The organism is Lujinxingia sediminis (assembly GCF_004005565.1).
Taxonomy (GTDB): Bacteria; Myxococcota_A; Bradymonadia; order Bradymonadales; family Bradymonadaceae; genus Lujinxingia; species Lujinxingia sediminis.
The window spans coordinates 153,363-176,623 of record NZ_SADD01000006.1 but is presented as its reverse complement, the minus strand read 5'-3'; the positions used below and the strand labels follow the sequence as shown (position 1 = coordinate 176,623).

General features: G+C 64.4%; 14 protein-coding genes. 7 read left to right on the top strand and 7 right to left on the bottom strand.

Annotated features, from left to right (window positions below; all coding sequences use genetic code 11):
• Positions 1-2: 2 nt before the first annotated feature.
• Positions 3-998, bottom strand: coding sequence for an amidohydrolase family protein (locus tag EA187_RS12325; RefSeq protein ID WP_164856235.1), 996 nt, complete (start codon positions 996-998; stop codon positions 3-5).
• 297 nt (positions 999-1,295) lie between these two features.
• Between EA187_RS12325 and EA187_RS12320 the strand changes: the two genes are divergently transcribed.
• Together EA187_RS12320 and EA187_RS12315 are read left to right on the top strand one after the other, a co-directional pair.
• Positions 1,296-2,822, top strand: coding sequence for an amidohydrolase (locus EA187_RS12320; RefSeq protein WP_127780436.1), 1,527 nt, complete (start codon positions 1,296-1,298; stop codon positions 2,820-2,822).
• Positions 2,823-2,934: 112 nt separating this feature from the next.
• On the top strand, positions 2,935-3,240 hold the full coding sequence (locus tag EA187_RS12315; protein ID WP_115604971.1) for a hypothetical protein: 306 nt from the start codon (positions 2,935-2,937) through the stop codon (positions 3,238-3,240).
• Positions 3,241-3,310: 70 nt separating this feature from the next.
• On the opposite strand, the gene EA187_RS12310 is transcribed toward EA187_RS12315, so the two are convergent.
• Both EA187_RS12310 and EA187_RS12305 read right to left on the bottom strand, forming a co-directional pair.
• Positions 3,311-6,355, bottom strand: coding sequence for a serine/threonine-protein kinase (locus EA187_RS12310; RefSeq protein ID WP_164856234.1), 3,045 nt, complete (start codon positions 6,353-6,355; stop codon positions 3,311-3,313).
• A 53-nt stretch (positions 6,356-6,408) separates the two neighbouring features.
• Positions 6,409-7,491, bottom strand: coding sequence for an arginine N-succinyltransferase (locus EA187_RS12305; protein ID WP_127780434.1), 1,083 nt, complete (start codon positions 7,489-7,491; stop codon positions 6,409-6,411).
• A 176-nt stretch (positions 7,492-7,667) separates the two neighbouring features.
• Between EA187_RS12305 and EA187_RS12300 the strand changes: the two genes are divergently transcribed.
• A complete protein-coding gene (locus tag EA187_RS12300) occupies positions 7,668-8,324 on the top strand; it encodes a hypothetical protein (protein ID WP_127780433.1) in 657 nt (218 codons plus the stop codon).
• A gap of 294 nt (positions 8,325-8,618) precedes the next feature.
• A complete protein-coding gene (locus tag EA187_RS12295) occupies positions 8,619-9,353 on the top strand; it encodes a hypothetical protein (RefSeq protein ID WP_127780432.1) in 735 nt (244 codons plus the stop codon).
• Between the two features lie 21 nt (positions 9,354-9,374).
• Here EA187_RS12295 and EA187_RS12290 read toward each other — a convergent pair whose 3' ends face one another.
• Together EA187_RS12290 and EA187_RS12285 are read right to left on the bottom strand one after the other, a co-directional pair.
• Positions 9,375-10,184 (bottom strand): HAD family hydrolase, encoded by an 810-nt coding sequence (locus EA187_RS12290; RefSeq protein WP_127780431.1) that lies wholly within the window; start codon positions 10,182-10,184, stop codon positions 9,375-9,377.
• Positions 10,181-11,362, bottom strand: coding sequence for a tetratricopeptide repeat protein (locus EA187_RS12285; protein ID WP_115604980.1), 1,182 nt, complete (start codon positions 11,360-11,362; stop codon positions 10,181-10,183). Before EA187_RS12285 ends, EA187_RS12290 begins: the two co-directional genes overlap by 4 nt.
• Before the next feature lie 211 nt (positions 11,363-11,573).
• Between EA187_RS12285 and recN the strand changes: the two genes are divergently transcribed.
• Positions 11,574-13,283 (top strand): DNA repair protein RecN, encoded by a 1,710-nt coding sequence (gene recN / locus EA187_RS12280; RefSeq protein ID WP_164856233.1) that lies wholly within the window; start codon positions 11,574-11,576, stop codon positions 13,281-13,283.
• A gap of 115 nt (positions 13,284-13,398) precedes the next feature.
• Here the strand turns inward: recN and EA187_RS12275 are convergent, their stop codons facing one another.
• The gene (locus EA187_RS12275; protein ID WP_127780430.1) at positions 13,399-14,979 is read right to left on the bottom strand and encodes an AbgT family transporter; all 1,581 of its coding nucleotides are present in this window, start codon (positions 14,977-14,979) and stop codon (positions 13,399-13,401) included.
• 50 nt (positions 14,980-15,029) lie between these two features.
• Positions 15,030-16,469, bottom strand: a complete 1,440-nt coding sequence (locus EA187_RS12270) for a M23 family metallopeptidase (RefSeq protein ID WP_164856232.1) — start codon at positions 16,467-16,469, stop codon at positions 15,030-15,032.
• Between the two features lie 942 nt (positions 16,470-17,411).
• On the opposite strand from EA187_RS12270, the gene EA187_RS12265 reads away from it, so the two are divergent.
• Complete coding sequence (locus EA187_RS12265; RefSeq protein ID WP_127780429.1) at positions 17,412-20,240, top strand: biosynthetic peptidoglycan transglycosylase; 2,829 nt, start codon at positions 17,412-17,414, stop codon at positions 20,238-20,240.
• 323 nt (positions 20,241-20,563) lie between these two features.
• The gene (locus EA187_RS12260; RefSeq protein ID WP_164856231.1) at positions 20,564-23,176 is read left to right on the top strand and encodes a M16 family metallopeptidase; all 2,613 of its coding nucleotides are present in this window, start codon (positions 20,564-20,566) and stop codon (positions 23,174-23,176) included.
• Positions 23,177-23,261 lie beyond the last annotated feature (85 nt).

The following is a 23,261-nucleotide window of genomic DNA, read 5'->3' as shown; positions in this document are numbered from 1 at the left end:
ACTCACTCCCCCGCTCCTCGCGTGGTATGGGCCGCAGCCGCCTCTGGAAGGCACAACACCGACGCGGCGCGGGTGAGCATCGCGTCATCGACGCCCAGCGCGCGGAAGATCTCCAGGTTGCGCTGCAGGGGGTTCTCCATCGCGTGAAGCTCCCGGGCGCGCGCCCAGCCGATCTGGTTGGCAAAGACCCAGGGGTTGGCCGGCACGGGAAAGTCGCTGCCCATAATCACGCGGCTGCGCGCGGTGGCATCGCCGAGCACTTTGTGGATGTAGGGAAAGCGCGAAAGTGAGGCCATCGCCGAGATGTCGCCGTAGAGATTGGGGTAGTCGTCGAGCATCTGGCGCCACTGGTCGTAATCTTCGCGAAAGGGGTGCACCACGCCGCTGCCCGCGCAGTGTGCGGCGATCACGCGCGTGCCGCACTCCAGGGGAAGGCGCAGCCGTTCGGGCTTTCCCCAGGCCTGATTAACCGGCGGAATGGTGTGCTCAAAGGAGGTGTGGGTGAGCAGCGGGATGTTGAGCGCGGCCATCTTCTCCCAGAAGCCGCGGTAGCTCTCGCGACCAAGATCGATGTCCTGGGAGTTTGGCAAAAGTTTGATCGCCACCGCCCCTCGCTCGACGACGCGCTCCAACTCATCGATGGCATCGCGACGTTGCGGGTTGACCGAGGCGATCGGCAACAACTTCTCGGAGCGGGCACACACCTCAAAGAGGTAGTCGTTGGAGATGTAGACGCGGGTGCGCTCATGATCGTAGTGGCCGGCTGCATCGTAGATGGCGTCAAAAGCCAGCAGACCGGCCGCGTCGAGCTCACTCTCCTCAACCCAACGGAGGACCTGGGCGGCGTAAGCCTGGTCGAGATCCTCGCGCGAGACGCCGGCCAGCCCCAGCGCGCGGCTCAGCCAGGCAAAGGCCCATCCGCCGGAGAGCTTCGGGCTTACGTAGCAGCCATTCCGGGGATTAATCCCCATCAGGTGGACATGGGCGTCGATGATCATAGTCGTCTCAAGGGGGGGCAGCGCACCGGAGGGTAACCCCCGGAACCGTGACACGATTGCGAAGAAGCGGCAATTTGTGTTTTTTGGGGAGGTCATCCCCCCGGCCCTGCTCTGAAAAGCTACGCTGCGAGCAGACGTTAGCGCCGATGGACACGACGTTGCGAACCACCGGAACGAGGCGCAACACGTCGGGCGGTGCTTTCGCCGTCGAGACCTGGCAACGCCCGGCCGAGAGGCGCGCAGCGCAGCAGACGCGACCACACCGATAACTCAGGGCGTCCTAAAGGCGGTCTAGTGATGTTGATCTTACATCCACGCATCTACCTCGATTACCGCGGTACAATCACCGACGCTCTGCTCATCGACGGTCACCACGTGGTCGCCATCGGTGAAGAAGCGCGCCGGCGGGCCGGTCGGAGCGCGGAGGTGGTTCGGCCGGAGGCGGCATGTGTCATGCCCGCGCTGGGCGATGCGCATATCCACCTGTGGGGGGCCGGGCTGCGAGCCCACACCATCGACCTTCGGGGAATGAGCGCTGCGCAGATCCTCAATGAGCTTCGCCTGGCAGCCCCCCGCCAGGACGGCTGGATCGTGGGCACGAACTGGAACGAGAACAACTTCGCCGACGATCACCCGCTCAACCTGGCGCTCCTCGACCAGCTCTTTCCCAACCAGCCGGTGTGTCTTCACCGGGTTGATGCGCACGCCCTCTGGGTCAACTCCGAGGCGCTGCGTCGCGCCGGGCTCGACGGGCGGGTCCACGACTTGAGCGGCGGCCTTGCCGAGCGCGGTCCCGACGGGCGGCTGACCGGCGTACTCATCGACCATGCCATGGAGCCGGTCCTGCGCGCGCTACCTCCGGCTAACGCCGCAGAAGACCGCCTGATCTTCACCCACACCGCAAACACACTCGTAAGCCACGGGGTGAGTTTCTCGTCGATGGCCTTTACCTCAATGGAACGCCTGCAGTTGGTCGATGAGCTCATCGCCGATGGCGAACTTCCCTCCCGCGTCGACTTCTGGATCGACGGCACCTCTCCAGATATCGACCGGCTTTTAGAACGCGGCCCTCGCCAGGCCGATGCTGCTGGCCACCGGGTCGGCACCATCAAGTTCTTTGCCGACGGAGCGCTCGGATCGGCCGGTGCCTGGCTTCTGGAGCCTTACCGCACCGGCGGCCAGGGGTTGCAAACCCAACCTGTGGGCTACCTCAAAGCACGCATCCCCGAGTTGATGCGCGCTGGCTGGCAGGTGGCCGTGCATGCCATCGGCGATGCGGCCGCGCGCGACGTCCTCGACGCCTTTGAGGCAGTGCCCCCCGAGCTCCGAGCGCGGCTTCGCCCCCGACTTGAGCACGCCCAGATCGTTCACCCCGACGACTGCCCTCGCTTCGCTGAGCTCGGCGTCATCGCCAGCATCCAGCCCATTCACCTGCGCAGCGATGTCCCCTGGGCACCGCGCCGCCTCTTCGAGCCTCAGCTCCAACGTCTCTTCCCCTGGCGCGATCTTCTGCCCACCACACTCGCTGCTGGCAGCGACTACCCCATCGACGATCCCAACCCCTGGCATGGCATCGCCACCGCCCTCACTCGCCAGGGCTACGACGAGCAGTCCTTTGGCCCCGAACACACGCTGACCCGCCACGAGGCCATCCGAGCCTACACCTTCGGGGCGGCCTTTGCCTCACACCGTGAGCACCAGCTCGGCGCGCTTCACCCGGGCTACCTGGCCGATGTCATCGCGCTCTCAGCCGATCCTTTTGTCGACTCGCCAGAGGCCATCCGGGACATTGAAGTGATCTGGTCGCGATTACCGGGCCGCTGAAGCTTAACATATGTAACGCCACTCGCTATGGTGTTCTCCTTCACACCGAGAGGCGGTGCGGAGGGGAATGCAGTATTCACGATCATAATGATGCGTAGTGGAGGAGTACTTCATGTTTAATCATCCCGCCATTCAAGAAATCGATTCAGGAAGCTACGAAATCTCGCTCAACGGAACCAACGCAGGCTTTGCATGGTTCACAATCGATACCTTTGGTAATCGCACCGCATACTTTGCGCTTCCGGGTGGCACCACATTCCCCTTTGTCTTGAGCCTGAGTCAGTCTCTGACGTTCACCCGCATCAAAGAAGACTTCAAATCGCCCGGTGAATTCGGCAAGTGGGGCGATGCTCAACTCGGCGGCTCAGCAGACTTCCACTGCATGATTGAGACGCTGATCGCCTGGAACGGGGCCTGATTCGGTGAGCACCCTCCTCGTTAACGAAGCAGCACTTCAGTAAGATAAATCTGCACCACAGTCGACGCGCTCAACATTCGAGGTTGAGCGCGTCGAGTGCTTCTTGAACGCTCAAGACCTCGCGGCGCGCCCGAAGCTGCTCCGGGGTCAGGGTGTCAGCGAGTTGCCTCACGTACCGCTGCGCCTCGTCGGGCACCCCATCGACGACAGGCACAAGAAGACCGACAATCTGCGCACCGATACTGGTCAGGTGACAGGTCGTGGCGCTCTCCATCAATTCGGCCAGTTCAATCCAGTCGACCTGGCGACCGCAGCGAACCGCCAGCGCCAGGGCCAGCTTCGCTCCCCAGACATTTCCGGTGCGGCTCCAGGCCTGGTAGCTGGCCATCGCCATAGTGCGCGCGGTTTCATGTTCATTCATGCGGAAGGCCATCGCCGCCTCAACAAGGCCCAGCAGGCCATCGAGTTCGGGCAACGCCAGCTCTCGCGACGCTGCAATGAACGCCTCATCCGGGGCGCCGGGGTGATCGCGACGGTAATCCAGGCGCCGTTGCAAGATACGGGAACGCACCACGTACACGGGCTGGTGGCGGCGTTCAGCCAACGTTCGAGCTTTGAGAATCAGATGCTCGGCGCTCTCCAACTCACCGCACTCCAGGAGTGAGGTTGCAGCGTTGAGGGCCGAGGAGAGGCGAGCGCTGACACGCGTTTTCAGTCGCGCCGCTTCGGTGTGCAGGCGAGCGGCGTCTTCAAAGCGCGCCTGGCGGTAAAACATCAGCCCCATCCAACCGCGAACCGTACCCTGTATCTCTCCGCAGCTATGCCCGCTGGCCCAGGCTTCGATCTCAGCCATGACCCGCTGACCGACCTCGCGTTCGCACCCCCAGGAGGCCTGCAGACGAAAGCGCTGGCGGCGAAGCTCCAGCTCAGGGTCATCAAGCGGCGCGACCTCGTCCATGGTGGCCAGGGCTGTAGGCCCCTGAACCTGCATGCTCAGGATGGCTGCGCGCACCAGCTTCTCGATGCTGCGGCGGTGCGCATCGGGCTCACCGGCACGCTCCATCGCAGCGAGGAAACGCTCCAGTTCGCGCGGTGAGCCATTGGAGAGGGCGATCTTCGCCCAGGTCAGCAGCAGGCGATCGCGCTGGGGTCCGCGCTCATCGGGGCTCAGGCGCAGGGCTGCCCAGCCCTCCTCAAGCAGGGCAATGGCCCGACCGAGCTCCCCGTCGCGGTCGAGGTTCTGGGCGCGCAGGCAGGCTTCTTCGGCCGCGTGTGCCGACTCTCCGGCCTGCACCAGGTGAAAAAAGCGCTGAGGATGTCCGGCGGGCAGTGCCCCGGCGATCTTTTTATGAGCATCGCGTCGATCGTCGAGTTTCCAGTCGGCAAAGAGCGCATCAAAAAGCGGCACAATCACATCGCTCTGCCTCTCCTCGGGGAGAAGCCCCTCCTGAACCAGGACCTCGATCTCGGCCTCAACCTCCCAGAGCGGTCGTTTCATCAGCTCGGCCAGCACCGGGGCCTCCCGCAAGGGATGGGCGAGGCTCAGCCAGGCCAGAAGATCACGCCGGGGGCCGCGCGGAGGCAGGGGGGCGGCCAGCTCTTCGCGCTGGGCGCTCACCCGGGTGCCGGCGCGCAGCCTCCCGAGGGCGGCGGGCTCCAACTGCACGCGCGCGCCGACCGCGCGGGCCACGCCAACACGAATCCAATCGTCGAGTTCCTGGGCGACCCGCGCGGGCCTGCCCAGCGTGCGTCGCCACAGCTCGTATGCGCCGCCACTACGAAGCCTGAAGACCTCCTCGTGGCCTACAAAAAGCCCCTGCAGCTGTACAGGCGTAAGATCGCCCAGCTCCACCCGCGGTGCCGCCGCCTGGTGCGGCTTCACCGCCCGCACCATCGCCCCCAGCGAACGCGCCGCATCGAGTACCTTGCGCGACCAGCGGTCGACCTGCTCCAGGTCATCGACCAAGACCACCCCGCCCGCCTGCAACACCTCGCCAACGCGCTGCTTCGCGAGCGCTGAAACCTCCTCAAACCCGCCCGCACTCTGAACGTCGGAGGTACCAAACGCCCACAGGCTCTCCAGCGGACGACTCCCCGAAACCACGCGCAGCACAGGTCGATCACCGCGGGCGCGGTAGATCTCTTCGATAGCGTCAAGCAGGCGCGAGCGCCCGGAGCCGGGCGGCCCCGCCACATCGATAGGTTGGCGTTGCTCAATGGCCAGCTCCACCTTTGCAAAGGCGGACTCTCGCCCCAGCATCGGCCACTCAACCTCCTGGTAGCGCTGGCGACCGGCAGCAAACATCGAGAGGGCGTGCTGGGCGCTGGCCGGGCGACGCTCGGCAAAACGCGCCAGCAGACGGTAGACCAGCGCCTCAACCTCATCGGGCACCCCGCGCACCCGCGGCTCCCAGGCGGGCAAAGGCTCCAGCAGCACCGCCTTCATCAACTTCGAGACCGAGTCGGCCTGGTAGGGGCGCTGACCGACGAGCGCCTCATAGATCATCACCCCCACCGAATACAGGTCACTCTGCGGGCTGGGAGCCTCTCCGCGCCACTGCTCCGGCGCCAGATACACCGGCGTGCCCCGCACCACCCCGCCAGCCTGCACGCTTAAGCCCTGGGAAGAGGCCACACCGAAGTCGAGCAGCGTGACGCGTCCGGCCTCGTCAACCAGCACATTGCCCGGCTTCAGGTCACCGTGGACCACCCCCTGACTGTGCACCAGCGCAAGCACCTTAAGCAGGCTGCGCACCCGCACCGCAAGCCCCTCCCAGCCATAGACGCCGGCCCCGGGAAAGGGGCGCCCGTCGATGTAGTTCATCACCAGGAAGTAGCGGCCCTGATGGATGCCCTCATCGCGAAGTTGCACCACCCCGGGCACATCAAGCACGCGTAAAATCGCCGCTTCGCGCCAGACGTGGCGCTGCTCGATGACAGGCTCCCGGGTATCGAGAATCTTGACGGCCACCTGCTCATCAAGCAGGCGATCACGCGCCGCGTACACCGCCCCAAATCCACCGGTCCCCAGCCGATGCCCCAACACATAGCGCCCGGCGAGCTCGTCACCCGGGCATATGGCGGAAGCCTCTGCCTCCGCGATTGTTTCACTCATGGTACTCCCAACCACCATCAATCCCCCCCACGAAACCACTGCTGCGACGCTATCTAGCGGACCTCCGACGGCTTCACACGCTGACCTCGCCAGACATCTTCAATTTCATCACCGCTCAAAATCATCACACCGATCGACGCGTCAGGCGTTAAGCCTAACAACGCGGCGTCCGGCTGATAAAGCTCATAGCCACGCGGCACCCGGCGGTAGCGCGCGATCGTGGCCGCAAACGCCCGCTCGCCGGGTTCTTCCACGCTCACCAAAAGTTCCCCCTCGGCCTGCGACGCCTGGTCAAAGGTGCCAGCGAAGTGCGCCTCATGCGTGCGCTGAATCAACCGGCAGCTGTCCGTAGGGCACACAAAGGTGGGGCCGCCATCGAAGGGGTCAATGCTGCGATCCCATTCAAAACCGATCGAACGCAGCATCTTCTCCACCGGGCGCGTCGGCCCGCCGACCACCCCGATCTTATCCCGCACGTGCTCGGGCAAGAGCGCGGTGTAGATCGGCGTTTGCGGAAAGAGGCTGCGAATGAACTCCACGTTTTGCCGGCTGAGCTGATCGGCCTCCCGATACGCAAGCTCGGTGAAGTTGGCCCCCAGGCATTCCCACAGATCGCTTGTCCCATCGGGGTTTAGCTCCGGAAGCAGCTCGGCGATGATCGCCTCGCGAAACCAGTCGCGATGCCTCCCAATAAACAAAAACCTCATAAAGCTGAGCAACTTACCCAACTTCATTGGATGCCCCTGATAGGCGGGATCGAGGATCAGGCCGCCGATCTCGGTGGGGCCGTCGTAGTTAAAGGTCAGCTGAAGGACCTGGTGCACGAAGTACTTGGCCAGAGTCTGCGAGTACTTCTGCTCCTGACGCACTTCAAAATAGACCGTGGGTCGCTCGAAGCTACCGTGCTGAGCGATGATCATGGAGGTGCCGATCAACTGCCTTGCGGCCACATCCTCCATCACAAACACGTACTGGCGCTCATGATGAGGCAGCGCCCCGGCAAAACTCAGCCGGCTCTCCTCGATGATCGCGGCGAGTTTGTCGCGGGAGGCCGGTAAGTTGAGGGTGTTGAGGTGATGGGCCAGACGCTCGAGTTGGTCGAGATCGTCGGTGTGCACATCGCGCAATACGATCATCGCATCGCTCCAGCACGGGAAATTGGGGCGGCCGCCAGGCGGCTCGCCATAGAAAGGGAGGGAATTTGTCAGCGTCACAGGCGTTGCTTACATTGATGGGTGGAGCATAACCTTTGCCCGGGCGCATGCAAGCACGCAGGCGCACTTCGACCCCACCATGTTGCCGCGAGGAAGGAATGGCTGATCGCTTAGAGAAGGGCCTGAAGTTGCTGGGACGAAAGGCGCGCCGGGTGGCGCGTCGCGCGACCGGTGAGGCATCGCTGCGAGCACTGCGCACCTCGGTGGTGAGCACGCGTCAGGGCGCCGTACAGACCGCCTCCATGGTCGCTCACGCGCCGATGGTGCAGAGCGCGCGCTTTGTCATCACCTCCGGGCCCATCAAAGACCTGGCGTTGATCTGCGGCCGAGCCGGCGTAGCCGGCGCGGTGGTCGACGGCGCGCTGGGCGGAATGAACGCCCTGCGCGCGATGAATCAGGGACGCATCGATGGCAAGCAGGCCGTCATTCACGCTGGCTCCGAGGCGGGCTGCGGCTTTTTAACCAGCTCGTCGGGCACCGCCGGCACACTCGCCGCCTACATGATCACGGGCACCATGGGCCCGGCCGCGCTCGTCGCCGGGATGGGTGCCTCACTGGGCGCGCGCTACCTCTACCGTCAGGTGGTCGGCGAGACGCTTCCGCCCGAAGAGGCAACGGCCTCGGATGCTGCCGACGACCCGGCGCGCGAGGCCCGCGATCAGCCCGAACCCCCGAGCGTTAGCCCGAGCGTCAACGACGACGATGACGATGTCTCCGGCGACGTCATGGAAGATATCGGCCCGCGGAAGCACTAAAGCGCTGCCAGCGTCCCTGGCGGAGCAACCGCTGCGCGACAGTGCCAGCGTTCGATTCGAATCACGCCCTCCTGAGGTCGTGCGTAAACACAAGAGCCCGCCCCACCTCCCAAGGTGGGGCGGGCTTTTTTTGTTCACGCACGACGCCTCCACACACACGCTCCTCGTCGCTCGACCATTGACTTGGCCCGGCGTCCGGCTAACCTCCCCTTTACTTCACTCTGTCCTTTGAGGTTGAGCCTCTTACCGGGCTCACCACGCTTGCTGATGGTTCATTTTCCAGGGGAAACTTCGATGCGCCACATCACCCTCATGATCGCCGCACTCGCCACAATGCTGCTTCTCTTCGCCGGCACCGCCACCGCCCAGGAGCCACACTCACCAGCTCCGACGTCTTCCGAGTCAGTGCTCGCGCCCGAGGGGGATGTCGCCATCACCGACACCCCCGATCTGGGCTTTGGCCTGGGCACGCTGGACGTGACCATCTCCGGGGGATTGAGCAGCGGGCTCTACCTCTTCCTTGAGCCCGGTGCCGACCTGGGGCTGATTCCCCTTGGCGAGGGCCTGACCCTGGGACTTGGCGGTACGGTCAACCTGGGCTGGTGCCTGCTCTGCGCAGGAGTCACCGCTCTGACCCCGCTCAACGTCAGCGCCTGGTACGTCAACCCGCTGGCCCGCGCCACGCTGCATTTCGACGCGATCGCCAAAGCCGTCGAACTTCCCCAGCTCGACACCTACGCGGGGTTCACCGCGGGCCCCTCCTTCTACAGCTTCACGCTCAGCGTCGACGGCGATCCGGCCCAGGGCAACTTCAGCGAGACGACCTTCTTGCTCGGCCCACTCTTCGGGGCACGCTTTACCGTCAATGAGGATAGCGGTTTCTTCCTCTTTGGCGAGGCGCGCTTTTTGATGGAGTTTGGCTACAACACCATCACCTTCCGCGACAGCAATGGCACGGTCTACACCCAGGATGACGGTGTCTCGCGCGGCGGCCTGGATTGGGTGGGCGGGCTGGGGCTGCGCTTCTAATCCGCGGGACACCGGGACACCTCAGCGCATCAGCCCTGCGGCCTCCTCCAGGGCGCGCACCGCGCCGTGCGCATCCACTCCGGGCACACTCGCATAGCGCGCGACAAGCTCGGGGTGACCGTCGGCCATCACCCGGGGCAGGCCCACTACGTCCAACATCGGAAGATCCCCCGGACTGTCGCCCACCGCCATCGTGCGCCGAAGATCGACGCCGAGGCGCAGCGCCGCCCTCCGGGCGGCGCTGCCTTTGGAGACGCCCCGGCGAGTCACGCTGGCAAAGAGGCTCTCGGGAAGCGCCGGTGACGACGCCTGGCCTACCTCACAGCCAGCAAGCTCAAGGGCGATCGCCCGATCGATATCCTCCGGCGCCACGATCCAGTGGGCGCGCACCACACGCTCCGACCGCAACACCTCCATAAGATCACGCTCCACGACCTTCTGACCCAACACCTCGGCATGGTGCGCGCAACGCTCGCAGATGCCATCCACGAAGATGTCGTGCGTGGTATAAAGTTCCACCCTCAGCGTGTGGTGGCGGGCGTGCTCCACCACCGCCCGCAGCGGCTCGGCGGGCAGCTCCTCACAATGCAGCACCTCATCACCCATGAGCATCAAGGCGCCGTTATGAAAGATATGGGGCGCACCCGGGTCCAGGCGTTGGGCCACCTCCAGCGCCACTCCGCAGGCCGCACGCCCGGTACAAACCGCGATGCGCACACCTGCCTCGCGCGCGCGATCGGCCGCCTCCCAGACCTCCCTGGCGACCGTCCCATCGGGCCCGATGACCGTCCCATCCAGATCGAGCAGCACCATATCGGCTCGGCGCATCATCTGCCTCCCAGACTATGCCCCGTGGAGCGCGCCTGACTGAGCCCCTCGCCAAAGAGCAACGCACGACTCAACGCCTCAAATCGCGTGCGTTCCCCGGGGCGAAGCTCCCCGTAGAGCTGGCGCGTATCAAAGAGCTGCAACGCCAATTTGCCGGCGACCACCCGCGCAGCCGGCCCCACCCGATCTTCATCGCAACCATGAGCCCGGGCGATCGCCGAGGGCGTTGACCCCTTGCGCCAGTGCAACCGCTCCACCAGCACGTGCACGGCCGCCGCCAGGCTCTCCGCCCCCAGATAATCCCCGAAACGCTCATGGCTGGCCTGCGCCCAAAGCCTCAGCGCCGTCTCCGTCAGCTCCAGCCCCCGCTCCTCAGCGCCAAGCACATCAAGGAGATGTCCCAGCGCCTGCGGAAAACGAAGCGGCGCAAGTCCCGTCGGCCCACGGCGCTGACTGCCATCGAGCACCACCTCGAACTGACGGCGCAACTTCTTATTGATCTCCCGGGCCCGCTCCACAACATCGCCCACCTCTACCGAGCGCCGGATCAGCCGCTCCCGAAGCAGATATCGGGCCGATGGCGAGCGCCTTACCGTCAGCGAGCTCGTCGCCGAGCGCACCACTTCACCAAGACGCTTGAGGGCATCCAAACTCTCCAGCCAGCGCTCATCGTCCTGGTAGACGCGCGCCAGCCCATCCAGGATCCAGGGGTTGCCCAGGTCACGATCCAGCGCGCCGAGCAGCATGCTCACCGCCGGCGCGCTCTGCCCGCCGGCGCGCACCGCCAGCGCCGCACTTCGCAAAAACTCCGCGGCATCATGCGCCTCCTCCGCCTCCACAAAGGCTTCCAGAAAGCGCAGCGCCGCTCGCCAGGGCGCCCCCCTGACCATCGCCACATGCCCCAGCGCATAGCTCAGATGGGGATCGTCCGGATCAAACTCCCGGGCCCGCTCCAACCACTCCTGGGAGCGCTCCACATCATCTTCCACAAGGTAGAGGTACCCCAGAAAGGTCGCGCAGCGACTGCGCGCCTCGGCCTCCTCCAGCCCTTCAAAGAGTCGCCGCAGGTAGCTGACGGCATCCTCGTGACGCTCCCGCTCAATCAACGACTCCACCCGCACTTCCAGCCACTGCTTCGGATCGATCACCTGCCCGCCCTCCACATCCTTGTGCTCGTTCATGGCCTGGTCCTCTCGGTCGTTTTCTCGCGCCTCATCCTCATCTCAATCGGCCTGCGAAACGAAATTGCGCTCACTCGGGTTGAAACCTGAACCCGGAACGTTTATTTCCTGAACTTATGCGCAGGAAGAGCGCTTCAGGGTTATTTCTTTTGACTCCATGATTCGTGTGCCCAGCTTCGGGCGCTCTCTCAATGTTCTCGGGGGCTTGACCATGCTCACCCACCTCGTCATTCGCAACTTCGCCATCATCGAACACCTGGAGATCCCGGTGCGCTCAGGTTTCACCGTGCTCACCGGGGAAACGGGCGCTGGTAAATCCATCATCATCGACGCCCTCAACCTGCTTCTCGGCGGGCGCGCCACCACCGAGGTGATTCGCACCGATGAAGACGAAGCCGTTGTTCAGGGCGTCTTTGAGCCCGGCAAAGTAACAGCCGAACGGCTACGCGAACGCCTCGGCGAGCAGGGCATTGAGTTTGAAGGCCAGCTGATTATCCGCCGGATTGTCAGCCGCGCCGGGCGCAACAAGGTCTTCATCAACGGCAGCCTCACCACCGTCACCAACCTCGCGGAGATCGCCCGCGGCCTGGTCGACATCAGCGGGCAGCACGAACATTACAGCCTGCTGCGCCCCGAAGAGCATATTGGCCTGCTCGACGCCTTTGCCAACTTAAGCGGCGACGTCGAACAGATGAGCGAGGCCTACCGCGAGGTTAACGCCATCCGCCGCGAGCTCAAGGCGATGCGCGAAAACGTGCGTGACCGCCTCCACCGCGCCGACTTTTTGCGCTTTCAGCTCGTTGAAATCGACGCCGCTGAGCTTGAACCCGGCGAAGAAGAGGAGCTCGAGGGCGAAGTCGACCGCCTGCGTTATGCCGAGAAGATCAACGACGCCGTCCGAAGCGCCGTGCGTCACACCTACGCTGACAACGACTCGGCCGTGGAGCGCCTCGGTGAGGCCGTCGACGCACTGAAGCGCGCCTCCCAGTACGATCCGCGCCTGGAATCCCTGGCCCAACGCCTCGAAGAGGCCCGTATCGCCGCCGAAGAGGCCGCCCGCGACCTCCAGGATCATGACCTCGACGTCGACAACGACCCGAACCGCCTCGACAGCGTCATCGAGCGCCTGGAAGTCATCAAGAAACTTCGTCGCAAGTACGGCCACGACATCCCCGCCATCCTCAAAAACGCCGCGCTCATGCGCGAGGAGCTCCACCGCCTCGACAACGCCGAGGAACACGGCCAGGAGCTCGAAGCCCGCCTGGAGAAGACCCGCCAGAAAGCCTGGGTCATCGCTCGTAAGCTCAGCCTGGCGCGACGCGAGGCCGCCATCGAGCTTCGCCGCCGCGTCGAGGCTGAGCTCGGCGATCTCAACATGGCCCGCACCCAATTTGTCCCCAACTTCAGCCCCGAAGAGCTTCCGCCGGCCCAGGCCTCCGAGGCTGACGAGAGCATCACGCTCGACGCACGCGGATTCGACCGCCTCGAATTCCTGCTCGCCCCCAACGTCGGCGAAGAGCCCCGCCCCATGGCCAAAATCGCCAGCGGCGGCGAACTCTCCCGTATCATGCTGGCCATCAAGACGGTGCTCGCCGAACGAGACTCCATCGACACCTACGTCTTCGATGAGGTCGACACAGGCATCGGTGGCGCCACCGCCGATGTGGTCGGCCAGAAAATTCAGAACGCCTCCCGCGATCACCAGGTCCTCTGCATCACTCACCTCGCCTCGATTGCCTCGCGCAGCGATCACCACTACCTGGTCGAGAAGATGCTCGTCGAGGAACGCACCCAGTCCATCATCCGCCCCTTAAGCGACGAGGAGCGCATCGAGGAGATCGCGCGCATGCTCGGCGGCGCCCGGGTCACAACCACCACCCGCGACGCCGCCCGCGAGCTTCTGACCCAGCAGGTACGCTGACGCCATCGCACGACGCCAGGCCCGCCCTGGAGGCAACACACCACAAAAAAAAGCGCGCCTGCCGGCGCGCTTTTTTCATACAGTGTTATCCCGCTTCTGAACGAAGCCGCGACCCTCAGCCACCCGGCATCACGTAAGTCGAGGTGACCCCCGGTCCCAGCGGCAACTCAAATTGCACCCAGACGATCAGCAAGATCGTCCAGGTGATCCCCAGCGCCACGGAGTAAGGAAGCATCGTGGTGAGGATCGTGCCGATCTTGATGTCTTTCACATAACGCTGCGCAAACACGATGATGATCGGCAGATAAGGCATCAGCGGCGTGATGATATTGGTGATCGAGTCCCCCACTCGGTAGGCCGCCTGCACCACCTCGGGGCTAAAGCCCATCATCATCATCATCGGCACAAAGATCGGCGCCATAAACGCCCACTTCGCGCTGGCGCTGCCCACAAAGAGGTTCATCGCCGCCGAGACCACCAAAAAGGCCAGCAGGAGCGGCATGCCCGTCAGACCGATCGCCTCCAGCCCCTCGGCACCGCGCACCGCCGTGATCGCTCCCAGGCTCGTCCAGTTGAAGTAGGCCACGAACTGCCCGGCCACAAAGGCCAGCACCACATACGCCCCCATCGTGCCCATGGTATCACTGGCCATCTTCGCCACATCTTTGTCGCTTTTGATCGACTTCATCACCACCCCGTAGACAATCCCCGGGAAGATGAAGAGCAGCGCGATAAGCACCTCCACCGCCTCAAAGTAGGAGTGCAGCGCGTCAACTGCCAGGCCCCCCGGCTCCACCGGATCGCGCAGCGGCGACCCCGACCAGATGCCCAGACAGGCAATACCGGCAGCCACCACCGCCCCCACGCCCAACGCGATGAAGAACGCGCGACGCTCCTTCTCGCCGGGCACCTCGGCCTGCTCATCCCCGCTGTATTCGTCGCTGGCCTGAGAGGGGTTCCACTCCCCGAGCATCGGCTCGACGATCTTCGTGGTCACCCAGGTACACACCGCGGTGACCAGAAGCGTCGAGACCACCAGAAAATAGTAGTTGGCCGTGGCATTGACCGCATAGTCCGGGTTCAACGTCGCCGCCGCCTGACCCGTCAGCCTGGCGAGCATCGGGTCGAGACCGGTAATCAGCAGGTTGGCGCTAAACCCGCCAGAGACCCCGGCGTACGCTGCAGCCAACCCCGCAATCGGGTGGCGCCCGAGCCCCGCAAAAAGCAGCGCCCCCAGCGGCGTAAGCACCACATAACCCGCATCCGCCACCATCGAGCTCATCACGCACGCAAAGACCAGCGTGGCCGTGATCATACTTTTGGGCACCGAGGCCACCAGCACCCGCAGGCCCATCGTAATAAAGCCGGTGCGCTCGGCCACCCCGATCCCGATCATCACTGTGAGCACCGGCCCCAGGGGCGCAAAGCCCATGAAGTTGTCAATGGCGCTCAAAAACATCCACCGGATGCCCTCCCAGCTCAGAAGACTCTGCACCGTCTGCGTGCTTAATTCACCGGAGGGCTGCCGTACCTCGGCGCTGGCACCGGCAAAGATCGCCGAGGCCACCACCACCAACCCTGCCATAATCACAAAGAGGGTCAGCGGATCGGGCAGACGGTTGCCGGCAGCGGCGATCTTCTCGAGCACTCGCACAGCCAGGTTGGGACGCTCTTCACGGGGGGCACTTGCGGCCATGGGGCTCTCGTCGGTCTATCAGGTCAAAGAAAGAGATGTGAAACTTCGGCTCAGGGTTCGGTCTGAATCGTGTCGAGCTGCTCATCCGGACCGCTGGCTGCCTCACGCTGGGCCAACGCACGGGGGGCTGCCTCGCGCAACGCCTCGGTGAGCCTGGCCCGCCAGGGCACCACGATATCGCTCTTAAACGACGCCAGCGACCCGCCCTTCAGAGCCTCACCGCGCGCCGTATCCACGCTCAGGGGATCGATATGCCGACCGTTCTGCAGCATCTCGTAGTGGAGGTGCGGGCCGGTGGAGCGCCCGGTGTTGCCGCTCTTGGCCACAAGCTGGCCGCGAGTTACCCGAACCCCCGCGCGAATCCCGCGTGCAAAGTTGTTGAGGTGCGCAAAACGCGTCTCAAACCCGCCGCTATGTCGAATCTTAATAAGATTGCCGTAACCACCGGCTCGTCCCGCAAAGACAACCGTGCCATCCGCTACCGCCTGCACCGGTGTACCGATCGGAGCCCCATAATCCACCCCGTTATGCATACGCGTTCCACCAAGCACCGGGTGCACTCGCCGACCATATCGGCTGGTCACCCGCGTAAAGGGAAGCGGGCTGCGCAAAAACTGCCGCTGCAAGCTCTCTCCCTCTTCATCATAGTACCCTGGCTCCTCCCCACGCTCCTCATCGTAAAACGCCCAGTACGTGCCGCGCTCCCCCATGTATTTGGCACCCAGGACTCGCCCGTAGCGCAGAAAGTCTCCATCGAGATAGACCTTCTCAAAAATCATCGCGAAGTGATCCCCCGCGCGCGTCTCGGTGTTGAAGTCGATGGTGTACTGAAAAATCTCCATAAAACGATGCGCAAGCGCACCGCTCTCTCCGGTGGCTTCCAACGCCAGCCAGAAGCTCGACGCGATCGAGCCCGCCACCGCCTCGTGCCGCGTCTCAATGGGAACCTCCTGCTTGACAGCCACATAGGTGCCGTCGTCCTGACGCGTGGTCACCCAGATGTCTTCCGGAGAAGTCTGGTAGCGAAACTCCACAATGCTACCGCTCCCATCCGTTTCCACCCGCCACTGATCGCCGGGGCGGCTGCGCCGAAAATCGAACTCCTTCTCGGTGGCCGTGACCACCTCATGAATCGCACCGGCCGAGATATTACGCGCCTGCAGACTCACAAAGACCGACTGGTTTGGCTTGATTTCCCCCGCAATCACCGCAGCCTGCCCCTCGGTGAAGCTCGCACTAAGCGCGGCCTCTTCGGCCTTTTCGGCTAAAATCGTCTCAGCAGCACCGCTGGTCAGCGTCGCCTGCGAGAGTGCAACCGCGCTGTTGACCCGCATGTACGCCTCGGCAAAGGCCAGCCCCCGAACAAGTTCCTGCTCGTCGGGCTCATCCTCGCCACCAACGACCATATAAACCAACGCCCCCACGGCCAGCAGCACCAGCAACCCCGTTAACCAGGGCCTCCCGCGCCGGCGACGACGTCGGGGGTGCAACAGCATCTCTTGGTTTGGCCAGCGTCCTCGCATACGTCCTCGACTGCTTCGTGCGAAGGGCCGTTGTCCTTTGCGTCAAGCTTCGACCCTGAAAATTCTGCCTAACCTTCACTGCGGGGCCCCCGGGCGTCAAGGCGAGCGAGCCCGCTCGCCCGCTCCCCGCCCCTTGGGAGGGAAGGAGGAGACATGCTACCCCACTCGCCGCGCTCCGGCTGATCATTCTGGCGAACGACCTTATCCCGTGCGCCTGATCGGCCCTCATTCAACATGAAACTCGCCAGTTCAGCTGCTGAGCTCCTCGTGTTCGCTCTGAAACGCGTCAGATCAACTGCTCTTCGACCCTTCCCGAGATTGAAGCACGCACCCATCGCTTCTGCTCTCCTCTCTCCGCCGCGCGGAGACGCGTAACCCGGTGTTGGTCGAGCAGTCGTTGGTTTGCCACACCCGCGATCACGTGATGGGCGAGCGATGTTTGGTTTGAAGTCGACTTGGTCACACGCTGAGCCCCCCTCCATTGCGAAACCAGCGCGTTCAGCGCAGGTTCGCCCCCCCCCTCAACCCCAAAACACCTCGCTCGACAAGCGCTCAACCATCCTCTCACTCGCCGCAATCCCAACCCGCGCGCGAGCGACACGTGTTCAACCTCCAAAAACCTCGCTGCACGCGCGTACACCTCGACCTTAACCCGAAAACACCTTGATGCACGCGCGTACTCACCTCTTTTGTTTTGGCAACTCCCCGCTGCATGCGCGACCGCATGGCTCCTGGCCGACCGACACGTCGACGCACGCTCGAACACCCCTCGTGCGCACGGCAACTCAGTAGCCGCTTCGTAATACCTCGTGAATTCCAACCTCCAATCGTTGACAACACAGGGGGGGTTGGGGCTAATCGGGCCAACGAAGGCCCGCACGTTGGACTGCAGGATGGGCAGGAGAGCCCTTGAGACGCCGTATCACCCTTATTACCCTGTCGCTTCTGGTTGCCACTCTGCTCGGCAGCGCGCTCTTCTTGCCGCGCCTGGCCGTGCCCATGATCGAGCGCGCGCTTCCCGCCACTCTGGCTCGCGCCGGAGCCACGGCCTCATGGAGCGCGCTTGAGCTAAGCTGGACCGGTCGCGTCACTCTGCGCGATGTCCGGCTCGAACACCAGGCCCTGGCAAGCCGCTTCCAGGCCACAGAGGCCACCCTGAAGGCTCGCCCCTTCTCCTTACTCACCAAAACGCCGGAGCTCACCTCCCTGCAGGTGCGCAATGCCGCGCTCACGATCGACGACCCGGGGGCTCTTCGCAGATGGCTCCAGAAGCGTCTGAGCTCGCTTAGCTCGTCGGCAGAGAGCCGCCCGTCGCCCAACGCCACCGCCGACGCCACAACGGCCTTGAGCGCCGACCCCCGCGTGGCGCATCTGCTAAAAAACCTGCCCGACGTCGCGGTCGACCAGATCTCACTGGATGCCGGCGACGCCTACCCCGCGTTCTCAGTCACGCTCACTGACATCGCGCTCAAAAGCCACGGCGACAGCTGGGAGGTGAGCGCTACAAGCGAACTTCCCCTGCTGCTGCGCTCCTTCGCCAAAGACGCAGCCCTACCCATTACCGGAACACTCTCACCAGCGCGTCGCGAGGCTCGTCTCGATGCCGGAAGCACCAACGCGCCAGCCCTTCAGCTGGCCGGCCCCGCAGGCTCCACCGTCCATGTCGCGCAGATCTCTCTCGACGGGAGCTCACAGACCCTGACCTTAAACGAGGTCGAAGCCACCCTCTCGCGCGGGCCCCTTGCAGCCCGCGCCGAGCTGCCCGTCCTGCGTCTGAGCCCGGGCTCCACAACGCCTCTACTCGCCAGCCTGGAGCGCCCGCGCGTCACGCTGCTGCGCGCCTCTCAAGGGGAAACCGACGCCGGGGGACCAGACGCGAGCGCAACCCCGGAGACACGTCGCGGCGGCCTTATCGACCTTCTGCGCGCTGCGGCCTGGGCCACCGAGCTCCTTGCCAGCGATGGCGCCATCGAGCTGCCGCCGCCCGCCGACGCCGACGTCACCGGCGACGCCACACCCCAGACACTCCTGCAAAACGCCACGCTGCGCTGGCACCAGGGCCAGCTCGACGCGTTTGCCGACTCCGAACGTGGCCGCGCACTGGCACAACTCATCCTGCACCCCGCTTCGCTCCTGCCGCGCTATGCCCGCGTGCACCTCGAAGGGGTCAGCCTTGATGCGCTCCCCGGCCTGACCACCCAACGCACCCTGCCGCGACGCGGCTTCCGAGGTGAGTATGGAGGCAAGTTTGATGTCTTTGTGGAAGCGATCGCCGGCTTCGACGCCCTCCCCGACGCCCTGGAACTGGAGCGTGGCTACACCCTTCGCGCAGCCCTCTCGCTCTCGGAGGGCTGGATCGACACCGAAGCCCTGGCCGACGAGCGCCTCGAAGGACTCAACCTCGACGCCCACGGCCTGGGCTGGCTCAACATCGACCGCCCCGCCCTCTCCACCGAAAATGCCCGGGTGAGCTTCCGCGGCGTCGACGCTCGCCTCGACGCCTCCCTCGACTTAATGCCCGGAGAACGCGCGCTGAGCCTGAAACTCTCATCTCCCCGCGAGATCGCCTGCCAGAGCCTTCTGGGTGCCGTCCCCGAAGCCCTGCTCGGCGTCGTCGCCAACGCGCGAATCGAAGGCGATGTCACTCCCGCCCTCGACCTCATCCTCGCCGAAGAACTCGCAAAGGTTCGCGTGCGTATCAGCGGCTTCGAAGAGGCGCCCTGCCGCTTCACCGGTCTGCGCATCCCCTACGCCAAACGCGCCCAGGTCGCCTTTAATATGGACCGCGCCCGCATCTTCCCCGCGCGCCGCACCTTGATCGCGCGCCCCGACGACAACCCCGTCCCCGAGAGCGTGCCGCCAGCACGTCACGAACTCGTCGGAGACTTTTTACTCTTTGGCCCAACACCCCAACCCACCGAGGACGCCCCCCTCCCCGACTGGCACCGCTACCGCCGCGACGTAGGCTGGCTCAACGGCCCCTTCATTAAAAAGGTCGAAGAGGGCGTCAGCGAAGACGCCAACATCCGCGTCGGCCCGGGCACCTCGAGTTACGTCCCGCTGGATGAACTCCCCGGCTATGTAGGCGGTGCGATGTACTTGAGCGAAGACATGCTCTTCTACTCCAACCGCGCCCTCTCCACCGCGCTGATCAACCGGGCGCTCCGCATGAACATCTCGCGCTCACGCTACGTCTACGGCGGCTCAACCCTCACACAGCAGCTGGTCAAAAACCTCTTCCTCACCCGCGACAAAACCCTCTCGCGCAAGATTCAGGAAGTCCTCATCGGCTGGCGCATCGACGAAATCGTCCCCAAAGAACGGGTGCTTGAGCTCTACCTCAACGTCATCGAGTTTGCCCCCGACGTCTACGGCATCGGTCCGGCGGCCCGCTTCTACTTTGAGAAAGACGCCCGCGAACTCACCCCGCTCGAAGCCATCTTCCTGGCCAACCTCAAGCCCGCCCCCTGGGAGGGCCCGCGCCTTATTCGCCGCACCCGTACCCCGGAGGGAGGCTGGTGGATTGAACGCACCGCCGAAATCGGCCAACGCCTGGTTGACTACAACTACTTAACCCCCGCCCAGGCCGCTGCGCTGGCCCCCTACGTCATCAGCTGGCCCGAGGCCCGCGTCGAACTCGAGCGTGAACGCTACCGTCAGGAGCGCCAGGCCGAACGCGAGCGCCAGCAACGGCTACGCGAACGCCTGCGCCGCAGCGCCCAATACCCCACCCCATAAGTGGGGCCACCCCGGGGGGCGCCCCTCCGACAACGCCCCGGGCGGCTCCCCGGCCCCCACCGCCGGAGCATGATTGCCACCGACGGACATCGTGATTAGAACTTGCAGGCTTTCGCGCCCCTTTCTGTCATGACGCCTTGAGCAGATGGTGATGACGATGGCTGCGACGTTGAGGGCGGCACGGCTACGACGCAAATCGCAGGCGCTGCTCTGGCATCGTCGAGGCTTTGCAACGCAGCCCGGGATGCCCTCAACGAAGCAGACACGGCAGCAACGATAGCTCACGGCGTATGTACGCGCCCTCTACTTTCAGGAGCCTCCCGGTGGAACTTACCCGATATACCCTCGACAACGGCCTGACCGTCCTTCTCCAGCCCACCGCCACCGCGCCCGTGGTTGCTTGCAACGTGTGGGTGGGCGTAGGCAGCGCCGACGAAGAGCCCTTTGAAGCAGGCCTGGCCCACGTGCACGAACACATGCTCTTCAAAGGCACCGAGCGCCGCGGCGTGGGCGAACTGGCCCGAGAGATCGAGTCGGCCGGAGGCCACATCAACGCGTTCACCTCCTTCGATCAAACCTGCTACTACGTCGTCATGAGCAGCCGCTTCATGGAGACGGGCCTCGACATCCTCTCCGACGCCATCCGCAACTCCTCGTTTGACGCCGAGGAGCTCGGACGCGAGCTGGAGGTCATTCAGGAAGAGATCAAACGCGGCGAAGACAACCCCTCCCGCGTGGCCACCCAGCAGCTCTTTGAAACCGCCTACACCACCCACCCCTACCGCCTTCCCGTAATCGGCACTTCGGAATCGGTGGACTCCTTTGATCGCGATGCCGTCCACGCCTTTTTCAAAAAGCACTACGTGCCCTCCAACATGGCCGTAGTGCTCGCTGGCGACTTTGAGATCGAAGAAGCGAAGGCGCTTGTGGATCGCTACTTCGGAGACTTTAAGGGCCCCGACTACAGCGCCGTGGTCCGCCCCTCCGAACCTGTGCAAGAAGGCGTGCGGGCGAGCGCGCGCCAGCGTGATATTCAGCAAAACCACCTGCGCGTGGCCTTCCACATCCCGGAGGCCGCCCACGAAGACATTCCCGCGCTCGACGTGCTCAGCATCATCCTGGGCTACGGTGACGCCGCCCACCTCTACCGCGTCATTGAGCGCGAAGAAGAGCTGGTTAACGCCATCTACGCCAGCGCCTACAGCCCTCGCGAAGCCGGGCTCTTCTTTATCGGCGCCGACTTCCAACTCGATGCCGAGCGCACCGAAACCGCCCCGGCCCACGTGCTCAAACGCGTGCTCGAAGAGACCTACCGCTTCGGCGAGGTCGTACCGAATCAGGTGGACGTCGAGCGCGCCCGCACGCTTCTGGAGAGCCAGGCCATCTACGGCAAGCAAACCATCGAGGGGCTGGCCATGAAGATCGGCCACTACCAGATGGTCGCCGGCGATCCGGACTTCGAGCAGCTCTACTACCAGCGCCTGCGCCAGGTCACCCCTGCCGACGTGCAGCGCGTGGCTACGACCTACCTGCGCCTCGAAAACACCTCCGTAGCTCTGCTCAGCCCCGGCAGCGAGCCGGCAGTCAGCCAGGAAGCGCTCGTCAAAAGCGCCGAAGAGGCTCACGCCCGGGTGCAACGCGAGATCGTCGACGCTGGCGCCAGCGCCGACGAAGAGGGCTTTGTGCGCCTGGAAATCCCCGACGGTCCCACGCTCATTGTGCAGGTCGATCGCAGCGTGGAGACCTTCTCGATGCGCGCACTCACCCTGGGGGGCCTGCGCTACGAGACGCCCGAGAGCACCGGCCTCAACCAGATCCTGGCCGAGCTGCTCACCGAGGGCACCGAGGAACGCAGCTCGCTGGCCCTGGCCCGAGAGGTCGAGTCGATGGCCGCCTCCATCGGCGGGCTCGCCGGACGCAACTCCTTTGGCCTGGGCATGACCGGGCTGACTCGCTTCTTTGATCGCTGCTTCGACATCTTCGCCGACGTGCTCAACGGTGCCACCCTCCCCGATGAGGAGTTTGAGCGGGTGCGTAAACTTCAGCTTCAGAAGCTGCGCGCTCGCCAGGATCAGCCCGGCGCGGTCAACTACGAGCTCTTCGCCCGAACCTTTTTTGGCGATCACCCCTACGCCTACCCCATCCTGGGCACCGAAGAGAGCTTGAGTCAGCTCACCGCACAACAGCTCCGCGACTACCTGGCAGAACGTCGCAATCCTGGCCAGCTGGTGATCTCGGTGGTCGGCGATGTCGACATCGACCACACCGTGGCGCTGGTCGAGCGCTATTTTGTGCGCCCGCATAGCCCCTCGGTGAACATGCCCGCGATTGCGCCTGCCCCCACCGTTGAGCGCCCCATGCTTGTGAGTCTACCGCTCGAAAAAGAGCAGGCCCACATCATCGCCGGCTTCCCCGCTCCGCTGCTCGGCACCCCGGAGGCAGACGCGCTTGAACTCATCGACGCGGTGCTCTCAGGCCAGGGCGGCCGCCTCTTCTATGAGCTTCGCGACCGCCAGAGTCTGGCCTACAGCGTGTTTGCCAGCGCGATCGTGGGCCTGGACGCCAGCGCCTTCACTGTGCGCATTGGCACAAGCCCCGAGAAGATCGAACAGGCAGTGTTGGGCATCCGCGAGCAGATCGAACGCCTGCGCACCGAGCCGCCCACTGACGATGAAATCGCGCGCGCCAAACGCTACCTCATCGGCAACCACGACATCGGCCTGCAACGCAACAGCGCCCGCGCGATGACCTTTGGACTTGATGAGCTCTACCGTCTGGGCTACCGCCGCTCGCTCGACTACGGCGACCGACTCAGCGCGCTGAGCGCCGAAGATCTCAACCACGTCATCGAGACCTACCTCGATCCGGCGAAAATGATCGTCGCTATCACCCACCCCTCCGAGGTCCAGATCGATCCCGACCTACTCAGGAGCTGATCAACGCCGCTACGCGCCCCCTTCGGGGGCGCGCCACCGGCTCGAAACACAAAAAAAGCGCGACCCCTTTACGGGGCCGCGCTTT

Excerpts from the sequence above, each read along its gene's own strand:
- EA187_RS12325 (WP_164856235.1), bottom strand. The coding sequence starts at position 998 with ATGATCATCGACGCCCATGTCCACCTGATGGGGATTAATCCCCGGAAT.
- EA187_RS12320 (WP_127780436.1), top strand. The coding sequence starts at position 1,296 with ATGTTGATCTTACATCCACGCATCTACCTCGATTACCGCGGTACAATC.
- EA187_RS12315 (WP_115604971.1), top strand. The coding sequence starts at position 2,935 with ATGTTTAATCATCCCGCCATTCAAGAAATCGATTCAGGAAGCTACGAA.
- EA187_RS12310 (WP_164856234.1), bottom strand. The coding sequence starts at position 6,355 with ATGAGTGAAACAATCGCGGAGGCAGAGGCTTCCGCCATATGCCCGGGT.
- EA187_RS12305 (WP_127780434.1), bottom strand. The coding sequence starts at position 7,491 with ATGATCGTATTGCGCGATGTGCACACCGACGATCTCGACCAACTCGAG.
- EA187_RS12300 (WP_127780433.1), top strand. The coding sequence starts at position 7,668 with ATGGCTGATCGCTTAGAGAAGGGCCTGAAGTTGCTGGGACGAAAGGCG.
- EA187_RS12295 (WP_127780432.1), top strand. The coding sequence starts at position 8,619 with ATGCGCCACATCACCCTCATGATCGCCGCACTCGCCACAATGCTGCTT.
- EA187_RS12290 (WP_127780431.1), bottom strand. The coding sequence starts at position 10,184 with ATGATGCGCCGAGCCGATATGGTGCTGCTCGATCTGGATGGGACGGTC.
- EA187_RS12285 (WP_115604980.1), bottom strand. The coding sequence starts at position 11,362 with ATGAACGAGCACAAGGATGTGGAGGGCGGGCAGGTGATCGATCCGAAG.
- recN (WP_164856233.1), top strand. The coding sequence starts at position 11,574 with ATGCTCACCCACCTCGTCATTCGCAACTTCGCCATCATCGAACACCTG.
- EA187_RS12275 (WP_127780430.1), bottom strand. The coding sequence starts at position 14,979 with ATGGCCGCAAGTGCCCCCCGTGAAGAGCGTCCCAACCTGGCTGTGCGA.